The sequence below is a fragment of the Pseudoalteromonas sp. RWi3 genome (genome assembly GCF_054960735.1).
In genome coordinates this window covers 1-11,431 of record NZ_JBHNYL010000020.1, presented here as the reverse complement: position 1 = coordinate 11,431, position 11,431 = coordinate 1, and the positions used below count along the sequence as shown (strand labels likewise).

Sequence of the window (11,431 nt, the reverse complement as noted above, 5' to 3'; positions counted from 1 at the left end):
AGGGGCTCATCTACTTGTTTTTCTAAACCCACCAAAAAAGAAATTTTTTTGATGGAACTATCTAAATAAACTTATTAGTTACGAATAAAGTTCACATTTATGCAAAATTTAGATGTAAAAATAATATTTACCTACAGACAATACGGTATAAAACCTTCAATAGTATATATAGCCAAAGGTCTTTTTACAATTCTTGTTTAGTTAGAGACGTTTGCGAATTAGCCAATGGTATAATATTTAATCCTGACAGAATATTTATTATACATTTGTGCATAATGTTTATAAAAATTGACTTTAACCCCCTCTTTCACGTTAAAATGGAAAGGATGTGCTTAAACAGATTCAGAACATAACAATCAGAGTTGTTATCTTAATAGGAGATAAATAGATGGCGGATAAGAAAGCCACAGTCCATATTGATGGTCTAGATCCAATCGAACTTCCGATTTACCAAGGTACTGCAGGTCAAGATGTCATTGACGTACGTACACTTGGTTCTCATGGTCACTTTACTTACGACCCGGGTTTCATGTCGACTGGTTCTTGCGAGTCTTCAATCACATATATTGATGGCGGCAAAGGCATCCTACTTCACCGTGGCTACCCAATCGAACAATTAGCTGAAGGTTCAGACTACGTTGAACTTTGCTACTTATTGTTGAATGGTGAATTACCAACTAAAGAGCAGTACACTGAGTTTGCTGAACAAGTTACTCGCAGCACCATGCTTGACGAAAAAATTGCTAACTTTTTCCAAGGTTTCCGCTTCGATGCACACCCTATGGCAATGCTTTGTGGTGTGGTTGGTGCTTTATCTTCTTTTTATCATGAAGACCTTGATATCACTGATGCAAATCAACGTAAAACAAGCGCTATCAAGTTAGTTGCAAAACTACCTACTATTGCTGCTATGGCTTACAAGACAAACATTGGTCAGCCATTCGTTTACCCACGTAACGACTTAAGCTATGCAGAAAACTTCTTACACATGATGTTCTCTGTACCTGCTGAAGAGTACAAAGTTAACCCAGTAACAGCTAAAGCAATGGATAAAATCTTTATGCTTCATGCTGACCACGAACAAAATGCATCAACGTCTACAGTACGTCTTGCTGGTTCTTCTGGTGCAAATCCGTATGCATGTATCGCTGCTGGTATTGCTTCTCTTTGGGGCCCAGCTCACGGCGGTGCTAACGAAGCATGTTTAAACATGTTAGAAGAAATTGGTTCAGTTGACCGTATCGATGAATACGTAGCAAAAGCAAAAGATAAAGCGGACCCATTCCGTTTAATGGGCTTTGGTCACCGTGTTTATAAAAACTTCGATCCACGTGCAACAGTAATGCGTCAAACGTGTCACGAAGTATTAGAAGAGCTTAACATTCAAGATCCACTGCTTGATATTGCAATGAAACTTGAACAAATTGCCCTTGAAGACCCGTACTTTGTTGAGAAGAAACTTTACCCTAACGTAGATTTCTACTCAGGTATCATCTTAAAAGCAATCGGTATCCCTACTAGCATGTTCACTGTAATTTTTGCAATGGCACGTACTGTAGGTTGGATCACTCACTGGGATGAGATGCTTTCTCAACCAGGTCATAAGATCAGCCGTCCACGTCAGCTTTATACTGGTCACACACACCGTGATTACGTATCTACAGACAAGCGTTAATTTTTATTAATGATAAAAAGGCCGCATTTGCGGCCTTTTTTGTTATTTGTTTTACTATAACAGTTGAGAAATATATTAAAGCCATTACAATCCCTGCTACTTTGTATTGTTTGGTTTTTCTATGTTTACTGTTGAAAAAATTCGTGCTGATTTTCCCATTTTAACTCAACAGATAAACAATCAACCCTTAGTTTATTTAGACTCTGCTGCAACATCACAAAAGCCCCAGTCAGTCATTACTGCCACTGAAATGTTTTATACTGAGCAGAATGCGAATGTTCATCGAGGTCGTCATACACTTAGCGAACAAGCAACAACAGCTTATGAGCAAACGCGTGATAAAGTTGCTCATTATTTTAATGTGCAAAGCCGCGAAATCGTTTGGACTAAAGGCGCAACTGAAGCACTTAACCTAATAGCTAATGGTTTAACCGAGCAACTTGATAAAAATTCAAGTATCGTAATTACCCCACTTGAACATCATGCAAACATCGTCCCTTGGCAACAATTAGCACTTAAAACCGGTGCGAAATTACATATATTACCGCTTGAAGCGGATGCGACATTCAATATTGCAACCTGTGTCGAATTTTTAGAACAAATTAAACCAAGTGTGCTTACGCTCACTCATGCATCTAATGCTCTTGGAAATATAACAAACCTAAGCCCACTGCTTAGCGCTGTAAAAGATTTTAACACCATCACTGTTGTTGATGGTGCTCAAGGTGCCATGCACCTACAGCCTGATTTAAATATTCTCGATTGTGACTTTTATGTGTTCTCTGCACACAAAATGCTTGGTCCAACTGGCGTTGGTGGACTGTACGGTAAATATGAGCGGTTAAACGCCTTACAGCCTTATCAGACTGGTGGGGAAATGATAGAAACGGTAAGTCTACTGCAAAGCACCTTTCGTGATGCACCGGCCAAGTTTGAAGCCGGCACACCTAATATTGCTGGTGTAATCGGTTTTTCCGCCGCATTAGATTATCTCACTGCGCTTGATAAGAAAGCTGTTTATGACTACGAACAAATGTTATTTAACTATGCGGTAGATAAGTTAAATAATATTGATGGCATCACAATTTACAGTAATTTAGAACATAATATAGGCACCATTTGTTTTAATTACAAAGACGAACATCCATTTGATATTGCGACATTACTTGATGGATTTGGTGTTGCCGTTCGAAGCGGCCACCATTGTACCCAACCTTTAATGACACATTTAGGTATTAACGGCAGTGTACGAGCAAGCTTTTGCTTTTATAATACTTTCCAAGATATAGATATTTTCATTAATGCTCTGCACGAATGCATCGCTTTATTAGATTAAAAGTAGATAAGCAATGAATAAAACGTTTAAAGAACTCGCTGACACATTAAATAATTCCCCTGCATGGCAACAAAAATACCGTGAAATCATGCTACTTGGTAAACAATTACCGACAATGCCCGAGGTTTTAAAAACACCAGATGCACTTGTACCAGGTTGTGAAAGTAAAGTTTGGCTGTATTTAGAGTTTGATCTGCAAGAAAACTGTTTGGTTATTATTGGGGATTCAGATACACGTATAGTAAAAGGCCTGCTTGCACTTATATTATCTTTATATAATGGCTTAACCCCGAGTCAAGTGTTAGCCATAAATGCATTTGAAGAGTTTGAAAAGCTTGGTTTAATAAGCCACTTAAGCCCTTCACGAGGAAATGGTATCAAAGCCATTGTCGAACGTATTCAAGCAATGGCTGAACAAAAGTCGCTTTAAGCTTTAGCTAACCGTTGTTTTTTATCTAAATATTTACGTACGGCTTTGGCTGCTACAAAAAAGCCAAAGCTGCCTGTGATCATAGTCACTGAGCCAAAGCCATTATTACAATCCATATTCATAGAGCCATCTGCATTTTGTTTTGCATGACATACACTGCCGTCTGAACCTGGGTAAACTAACTGCTCTGTAGAAAAAACACAGTCAATATTAAATTTACGCTTAGGGTTGCTACTAAAGTTATACTGTTTGCGTAAAATATAGCGAACTTTCGCAAGTAGTGGATCTTGAGTCGATTTTGCAACATCACCAAATGTTATTTGACTCGGATCAGTTTGCCCGCCTGCGCCACCAGTTGTAATAATAGGTAGTTTATTGCGCTTACAATGGGCTATCAGTGCTGCTTTTTCTTTGACTGCATCAATACAATCAATTACATAATCAAAATCTTTAATATGTTCTCGAATATTATCCACAGTGATAAAATCATCAATGGTATCAATTTCGCATTCAGGGTTAATAAGCTGACAGCGCGCTTTCATTGCATCAACTTTAGCCTCACCAACAGTACCTGTTAGCGCATGAATTTGGCGGTTTACGTTGGTCGCACATATATCATCAAGATCAATGAGCGTGAGTTTACCAACACCTGTTCGAGCTAATGCTTCTGCAGCCCAACTGCCTACGCCACCGATGCCAATAACACAAAAGTGTGCATCTTGAAGCCAAGCAAATTGCTGATGACCATATAAGCGCTTTATTCCACCAAAACGAATATCTGTTACAGAGTCTGTCATTTACCAATCCAAGTTCCATGGCTGTTGCCATGTGTGAAAGTTATCATGTTTAATTAATTGTCCATAAAGGGTGTGGCAATTTGGTTTGCAAATAAACTCAAATCGCTCACTTTGCCAGGTAAAGCAAAGTGCATAAGCATGCAAATAGGTACGCTGGCAATCAGTGCCACCATAAAGCGAATCACCTAAAATCGGGGCGGCAATACTTTTTAATGCAACACGTAATTGATGTGTTTTACCTGAGTACGGCTTTAAAATATATCCGCGTAAATTAGCAGCTACACTGAATGAATAAAACCGTGTGATGGCTGGGTTAGTTTGGGTTTTTAAAAGCTTAAAGCTACTTCGACGAGACTTAGCCATATCCCCTTTTACCCAGCCTTGTTTTTTCTTTGGCTTAGCGTCTGATAAAGCCAAATAAAACTTATCAACCTCATGCGCGGTAAAAAGCCGTGTAAACTGGGCTGCAGCTTGGTTGCTTCGCGCTAAAATAATTAATCCAGAGGTGACCTTATCTAACCGATGAACAGCAAATAATTTTTCATTTAATTGTTGCTCAGCTAAAACCACAAAACCTGGCCCATCTTCACTGTGGAAGTTAAGCCCTGCTGGTTTTTCAATAACATAAAAGTCTTTATGCTCGGCAATAACTGTTAAAGCTAACTGCTTATTCACTCAACGAATTACTTTTTAAATAATGCACTACCCGTGCTAAATCTTCAGGGGTATCAACACCTGCATGAGGTGTAACTTGTGCTTGCTCAATTTTTATCTGATGGCCATGATAAAGCACACGTAACTGTTCTAAAGACTCTAATTGTTCCAGCGGTGAAGGGCTAAGTTCAATGTATTGTTTAATAAACCCTGCACGATAAGCATATATACCTACATGACGTTGGTAGTTTGCTTTGTCTACGAGAGCATTATTAGTTGAATCCATCATGTTAGCGCGATCAAATGGAATGCTAGCTCGGGAGAAATAAAGTGCATTTTTATGAACATCACTCACTACTTTTACCGCATTTGGGTTAAAAACTTCTTCAATGTCTTCAATTGCAACACTCAAAGTAGCCATTGGTGCAACCGAATCAGCCAATAATGCAGCAACTTGGCTTACATTTTCACTAGCTAGTAACGGTTCATCACCTTGTACATTAACAACAATGGTGTCATCGCTGAGGTTAAGTAAATCCATTACTTCTGCTAAGCGCTCTGTGCCTGACTGATGATCTTCACGTGTCATTAACACATCACTAGTAAACGTCTTGACCGCATCAAAGACTTTTTGATGATCGGTTGCAATAACAACCTTACTTGCGCCAGAAGCAAGGGCTTTTTCATATACATGTTGAATCATCGGCTTACCACAAATATCGGCAAGGGGTTTACCTGGCAGTCGTGTCGAGGCGTAACGTGCAGGAATAACGACTACGAATTCCACTTTTCTACCTCTTCTTGGCTTAACTCTCTCGCTTCGTTTTCAAGCAATACAGGAATGTCATCAATAACTGGGTAAGCTAACTTTGCCGCCGTGCTTATTAATTCGTTATTTTCTTTGTCAAAGCGTAATTTACCCTTGCACACTGGGCAGGCGATAATTTCAAGTAATTTTGTATCAAAGGCCATTGAGGATCCCTTTTTCTTTAAGTAATAGATTGAGTTTATTAATTACCGCGGTTGATGGCTTAGCATCAACAGGTAAAAAGTACCAATTTGGTTTAGCAAAAGCGCGGCATTTTACCGCATCTTTCTCTGTCATAATGACAATTTCATCGTTATATTTTTCAAAATCAGCGGGGGTATAAGCATAGTGGTCGCGATAATGCGCCGTAGAAAGTAACTTAACACCTGAGTTTTGCAGTGTATTTTCAAATCGCGTTGGGTTTCCAATTGCACTTACTGCATGACCACTATCTAGTAGAGCTTCCGTTTTTTCACCAGTAGCCACATTTAATAAGGTAGATGCCTGTAATTGATAATTAAAGTTATCAGCACCTCCGTTTTCTACTACTAAATCAACCAATTTTAAACGCTTTGTAGTTTCACGCAATGGGCCTGCTGGCATCAAAAATCCATTGCCAAAGCGGCGCTCGCTGTCCACTATGCAGCACTCTATGTCGCGACCCATTTTATAATGCTGCATGCCATCATCTGAGATAATTACATCTAAATCGTAATTTGTATTTAACAGCTTTATATTGGCTTTTCTATCTGGACCTACAACAACAGGGCAACCTAATCGGCGCTGAATAAGTACAGGTTCATCCCCTGCTTGCGCTGTGGTGGTTGAACCATCTACAATTAAAGGGTAACTATCAGAAGAGCCACCATAGCCGCGGCTAATAACGGCAACCTTTAAACCGTATTGCTGTAAATATTGAGCAAGCCAAATAACAAACGGTGTTTTGCCATTACCGCCCACACTAATATTACCTACCACAATAACCGGCAAATCGCCTTTAAATTGCTCAAACAGGCCTAGTCTATAGCATAAGCAACGCAGTGTTGAAATAAGCCAAAAAAGCCCGCTCAATGGTAAAAGTAGTAAGGTTAAAAAGCTAAAGCTTTTATACCAGCTTTGTTCTATCTTGTTCACCCTTGCTCACCAAACTGCATTTTGCATAAAGCAGCATATGTGCCGTCATTTTTAAGTAGTGCCTGATGATCGCCACTTTCAATAACTTGGCCATTATCTATTACGTAAATACGGTCGCTTTTTTCGATTGTCGAAAGTCGATGTGCAATAACAATCGATGTTTTATCTTTCATTAGTTGATCGAGCGCTTGTTGAATCAGCTTTTCAGATTCCGTATCAAGGGCTGATGTAGCTTCATCTAAAATTAAAATAGGCGCATCTTTTAAGATTGCGCGTGCAATAGCAATACGTTGGCGTTGCCCACCTGAAAGCATTACCCCGTTTTCACCCACCATGGTATTTAAACCATCAGGTAAATCTTTTACAAACTCCCATACATGGGCTTGTTTAGCGACGGCTAACAGCTCATCGTCACTTAATGTACGTGTAATGCCATAGCTAATATTATTCGCGATAGTATCGTTAAATAACACTACTTGCTGTGATACCAAGGCAAACTGTCGTCGTAAGTCAGCAAGTTTATATTCACTCAGTGCAACGCCGTCTAATAAGATTTCGCTAGGCGCTTGTAAATCGTAATAACGTGGTAATAAATTAGAGATAGTTGACTTACCAGAGCCAGAACGACCCACTAACGCAATACTCTCTCCTGCTTTTATGCTCAGCGATAAATCACGTAGTACGGGCTCTTCTTTTGTTGGGTAGTTAAAGGTTACATTTTTAACTTCGATTAACCCTTTTACTTTATCAACGCTTATTGTGCCGGTATCTTTTTCTACTTCTTCATCTAGTACCAAAAAAATACTCTGTGCAGCAGAAATACCTCGTTGTAAATCGCTATTCACGTTCGCAAGCTGCTTCAACGGTCGTAACAACATCATCATCGATGAAATAAGTACAACAAAATCACCAGAGCTGATGGTGTCGATCATCGATGGCATTGATACAACAAACAAAATAACCGCCATAGCACTGGCTGCTAATATTTGAATCACTGAGACACTCAGTGCTTTTGTCGCATCCATTTTAATACGTTGCTGGCGGTTGTGATTATTAATAGTAGCAAACTGATCAATTTCCTGCTTTTGGCCGCCAAAGCCATGTATTACTTTATGACCACTGAGCATTTGTTCAGAACTTCGGGTGACCTGCCCCATCGCTGACTGAATATTTTTAGATATATGACGAAATCGTTTTGACACGATACTGACAATAACTGCTACTAATGGAATGATAATCAAAAATATTAAAGACAACTTCCAACTGGTGTAGAACATAACGGTAAGTAAAAACACTACAAAAGCGCCTTCCCGTACCACGATTAGCATCGCTTTAGTAATCGCTTGTTGTACTTGTTCTGTATCAAAAGTAATTTTTGATATTAAATCGCCAGTAGAGTTTTTATCATGAAAAGAAACGGGTAAATGCAGGATATGCTCAAATAATTGTTGTCGTAATGAACGCACCACTTGCGAGCCTACGTAACTCAAGCAATATGAAGACATATAGTTAAAAAAACCACGACCAAACACGAGTGCAACCACAACAAATGGTGCATACTTTAGTACGTCACTATTACGCTCATTTAGGCCCTCATCGATAAACGGTTTCATCAATTGGATAAACAATGCATCCATGGCGGAATAGCCGATCATGCCTATAACAGCTAAGATTGCGATGCTTTTATAATTACCCACGTAAGATAACAAACGCTTGTAAATTTGCGATGTTGTTTGATCCATAACACTCTCTAATTCTAAGTCTTCGTGTATTGTAGCCTCCAGCAACATAAAACTAAACTCAATCTTTTATAAACCAATCACTTTGTGCTCTCGCAGAGCTTATTTCATAACTATCTTGATAAAACTTGATGATGATTTGACCATGCTCGGCTGTTGAGAATTGCTGTGCATTGATCGCTTCATAGCGCTTTAATACTTCTTGATGAGGTAGATTCCACTGGCCTTTAAAAGCTGTTGAATGGATAACAACCTCTGGAGAGACTGCTTTAATAAACATATCACTTGATGATGTTTTACTGCCATGATGTGGGCTTACAAGTACTGTACTCTTTAAAATCGTTTGATCTTTTATCAATTCTTGTTCGCGAAGTTTTGTAATATCACCGGGCAACAGTACACTGTTGCTACCGTCAGATATGTGAACAATGCATGAGTTATCGTTGTCAGAATAGTGTTTTCCAACTTTATGACTCATTGTAATAAGTAAATTATTGAAATTTAATTTTTGTGCAAAACATGGAGATTTAACACCTTCTGGCTGTGTTATTTTAAATGTGTCCTCATAACCGAGTTTTATCCATTCTTTTAATCCACCAGAGTGATCTTTGTCATCATGACTTATTACTGTATGTGCTACCTCAATTTGATTGTTTTCGAGATAAGGCTTTAAGGTAGAGTAAATTCGCGTAAAACGATTAAAGTAGATAGGTCCTAGATCGTATACAAAGCCTTCGTTGTCTTTCGTTATCAAGATCATGGTCCCATGGCCTACATCAAAAACACTTAGTTGCCAATTTGGTTTTGGCGTCAGGTAATAATCAATTGAGGTAATAGTAAGCGGCAATAAACTAATAACTTTCCAATTTGGCAACACATAAAATATGAGTGCACTTAAATAAGTTGTGAGAATTACTGATAAAGCTATTGAAGGAGCATTAAACCAACGTATTTCAACTGGAATTAATAACAATCCATCAAAACAAAATAGGATAAAGCTATCTAATATACAAAGCATCAAAGTCATATCAAAAGCCATACTAAGCATACTAATGAATAGTAAAGAAGGCATTACAATAAAGCTTATGAGCGGCACAGCTATTAGGTTAACTAACATGCCAATCAAACTAACCCCATTAAAGAAAAAAAGGGTTAGTGGGAGTAACCCCACAAAAAGTGCACATTGCAGTACTATTAAGCCTTTAAAAAAAGTAATAAATGTGGGCTTTGCGTGTGGCATTCGCTTTACTAAAACAAAAATCACTCCCACAGCAACAAATGAAAGATACAATCCGGGGTTCAATAAACTGAATGGGTTAATAGCTAAAACTAGAACGAGTGCAAATAATAAGGCGCGCCATCTAAGTGCCTGCTTAGATGAATAATAAACTATCAAAATACAGGCTAGCATTATTAACGCCCGACTTGCAGAAACTAAAAAGTCACTTAAATAGACATAGCAAAAAGCTAAGCAAAAACCAGCTACACTGTAGAAAATTGATAAATTGACAGATTGTTTGATAGTTCGGATAAAAACCCACAGAGTATATTTGCAAGCAAAATAGCCAATACTAAATATAAGCCCTATGTGTAAACCAGAAATTGCTAATAAGTGACTTATACCAAAAGCTTGAAGTGTTTGTTTATGCTCATACGACATTAAGCTTTTATCACCCGTCATAAGGGCATAATAAAGCCAACTCATATGAGTATCACCATAGATATTTCGAATGTTTTGCCGATATTTATAAATTAAATCTGTTGCTACAGCATTTGATATTTGTATTGCTGTACCTACTTGCTTGGCTTTGAACAGAATACGATGACTAAATGCTGAGCGTTCTTTATCAAACCCAGCAACATTTTTTTGACTGCGGTATTTAGTTAACTTTAACCAAGTTGTGACAGTACTCCCTAGCTTTATTGGATACTCAGTTTTTAAGGTAACTAATACTTTGGGAGATTTTATTAGCGTAAGGTGTTTAGGGTGAGTGATACTTGCTTTTAAATATGTGCTATCTCGTTGAGAAATGATTTCTTGAACAACAAACGTAACAAGCTTTGGTTGATTTACATTCAATTTTTGCCAAGAGATAGAATAAAAACATAAAAAATGTAACCAAACAGCTAAAATCCCGCAAATAAAACCTAACATTACAGGTAAAAACGGCTTAAAATAGGCACTTGCTATCACAATTAATAATGTGAAGAGAGTAAATACAAGGGTCTGATAATAAAATACGGTTATAACACAACCAATAACAAACCCAATGCTTAACCACACTGATGTAAATGGTTGCTTTAAATGGCTAAAAAAACGATCCAACGGTTTTTACCCGATCACAATACGATTAAACAGCATAAATTTTTACAAATTTTCGGCCGTTTACTCCATGATGCAAATTTATGGCATCTTAATCGCCGTTCAGCACGTGGGGCTTTTTCTGTTGGTTTATTCTTTGCTTTCATCCCTGTTCCTTTTCAAATGGTTTTAGCTGCAGCCCTAGCTATCCCATTACGAGTTAATCTACCTATATCAGTTGCCGTTGTTTGGATCACCAACCCATTGACAATGCCGCCTATCTTTTATTGTTCATACTTAGTTGGTACTATCGCTTTAGGGCAGCCAGAGCAACATTTTGCTTTTGAGCCAAGTTGGCAATGGTTCATCGAAAGTTTAACCACAATCGGTCCCGCATTTTTATTAGGCTCAGTAATATGTGCAACAGCCGCTTCATTGATTGGCTACTTTGGAATCGACTTACTTTGGCGTCGGTCGGTGCGCAAAGCTTGGATTAACCGTCACAAAGAAGACTAATTTAACTATAGTCAAACAGCGCATTTGTACCAAATATAGA

General features: G+C 38.3%; 11 protein-coding genes. 4 read left to right on the top strand and 7 right to left on the bottom strand.

Annotated features, from left to right (window positions below; all coding sequences use genetic code 11):
• Positions 1-388 precede the first annotated feature (388 nt).
• The 3 genes from ACFI4Z_RS17420 (at position 389) to ACFI4Z_RS17410 (ending at position 3,441) form a co-directional block, all read left to right on the top strand.
• Positions 389-1,675, top strand: a complete 1,287-nt coding sequence (locus ACFI4Z_RS17420; RefSeq protein WP_099293629.1) for a citrate synthase — start codon at positions 389-391, stop codon at positions 1,673-1,675.
• 121 nt (positions 1,676-1,796) lie between these two features.
• Positions 1,797-3,011: a SufS family cysteine desulfurase gene (locus tag ACFI4Z_RS17415; protein WP_462671656.1), complete on the top strand. Its 1,215-nt coding sequence runs from the start codon at positions 1,797-1,799 to the stop codon at positions 3,009-3,011.
• 13 nt (positions 3,012-3,024) lie between these two features.
• A complete protein-coding gene (locus ACFI4Z_RS17410) occupies positions 3,025-3,441 on the top strand; it encodes a SufE family protein (protein WP_462671655.1) in 417 nt (138 codons plus the stop codon).
• On the opposite strand, the gene tcdA is transcribed toward ACFI4Z_RS17410, so the two are convergent.
• From tcdA to ACFI4Z_RS17375, 7 genes are read right to left on the bottom strand one after another with little or no spacing between them, the layout of a single operon-like run.
• Positions 3,438-4,238 carry a tRNA cyclic N6-threonylcarbamoyladenosine(37) synthase TcdA gene (gene tcdA / locus ACFI4Z_RS17405; protein WP_462671654.1) on the bottom strand — a complete coding sequence of 267 codons (801 nt, stop codon included), beginning with the start codon at positions 4,236-4,238 and terminating at the stop codon, positions 3,438-3,440. The two genes, ACFI4Z_RS17410 and tcdA, sit on opposite strands and share 4 nt — an antisense overlap.
• A complete protein-coding gene (locus tag ACFI4Z_RS17400) occupies positions 4,239-4,913 on the bottom strand; it encodes a TIGR01621 family pseudouridine synthase (RefSeq protein ID WP_462671653.1) in 675 nt (224 codons plus the stop codon). It abuts the gene before it with no gap.
• Positions 4,906-5,679, bottom strand: coding sequence for a 3-deoxy-manno-octulosonate cytidylyltransferase (kdsB, locus tag ACFI4Z_RS17395; protein ID WP_462671652.1), 774 nt, complete (start codon positions 5,677-5,679; stop codon positions 4,906-4,908). Before kdsB ends, ACFI4Z_RS17400 begins: the two co-directional genes overlap by 8 nt.
• Complete coding sequence (locus ACFI4Z_RS17390) at positions 5,667-5,864, bottom strand: Trm112 family protein (RefSeq protein WP_394190807.1); 198 nt, start codon at positions 5,862-5,864, stop codon at positions 5,667-5,669. The genes kdsB and ACFI4Z_RS17390 overlap by 13 nt, the downstream gene beginning before the upstream one ends.
• Positions 5,854-6,834 carry a tetraacyldisaccharide 4'-kinase gene (gene lpxK, locus ACFI4Z_RS17385; RefSeq protein WP_462671651.1) on the bottom strand — a complete coding sequence of 327 codons (981 nt, stop codon included), beginning with the start codon at positions 6,832-6,834 and terminating at the stop codon, positions 5,854-5,856. The genes ACFI4Z_RS17390 and lpxK overlap by 11 nt, the downstream gene beginning before the upstream one ends.
• Positions 6,831-8,576: a lipid A export permease/ATP-binding protein MsbA gene (msbA, locus tag ACFI4Z_RS17380; RefSeq protein ID WP_462671650.1), complete on the bottom strand. Its 1,746-nt coding sequence runs from the start codon at positions 8,574-8,576 to the stop codon at positions 6,831-6,833. The genes lpxK and msbA overlap by 4 nt, the downstream gene beginning before the upstream one ends.
• 58 nt (positions 8,577-8,634) lie before the next feature.
• Positions 8,635-10,899, bottom strand: a complete 2,265-nt coding sequence (locus ACFI4Z_RS17375; RefSeq protein ID WP_462671649.1) for a DNA internalization-related competence protein ComEC/Rec2 — start codon at positions 10,897-10,899, stop codon at positions 8,635-8,637.
• Between ACFI4Z_RS17375 and ACFI4Z_RS17370 the strand changes: the two genes are divergently transcribed.
• Positions 10,879-11,391, top strand: a complete 513-nt coding sequence (locus tag ACFI4Z_RS17370; RefSeq protein ID WP_462671648.1) for a DUF2062 domain-containing protein — start codon at positions 10,879-10,881, stop codon at positions 11,389-11,391. The two genes, ACFI4Z_RS17375 and ACFI4Z_RS17370, sit on opposite strands and share 21 nt — an antisense overlap.
• The last annotated feature ends 40 nt before the right edge of the window (positions 11,392-11,431 follow it).

Coding starts and splice junctions, on each gene's coding strand:
- ACFI4Z_RS17420 (WP_099293629.1), top strand. CDS start 389: ATGGCGGATAAGAAAGCCACAGTCCATATTGATGGTCTAGATCCAATC.
- ACFI4Z_RS17415 (WP_462671656.1), top strand. CDS start 1,797: ATGTTTACTGTTGAAAAAATTCGTGCTGATTTTCCCATTTTAACTCAA.
- ACFI4Z_RS17410 (WP_462671655.1), top strand. CDS start 3,025: ATGAATAAAACGTTTAAAGAACTCGCTGACACATTAAATAATTCCCCT.
- tcdA (WP_462671654.1), bottom strand. CDS start 4,238: ATGACAGACTCTGTAACAGATATTCGTTTTGGTGGAATAAAGCGCTTA.
- ACFI4Z_RS17390 (WP_394190807.1), bottom strand. CDS start 5,864: ATGGCCTTTGATACAAAATTACTTGAAATTATCGCCTGCCCAGTGTGC.
- msbA (WP_462671650.1), bottom strand. CDS start 8,576: ATGGATCAAACAACATCGCAAATTTACAAGCGTTTGTTATCTTACGTG.
- ACFI4Z_RS17370 (WP_462671648.1), top strand. CDS start 10,879: ATGGCTAAAAAAACGATCCAACGGTTTTTACCCGATCACAATACGATT.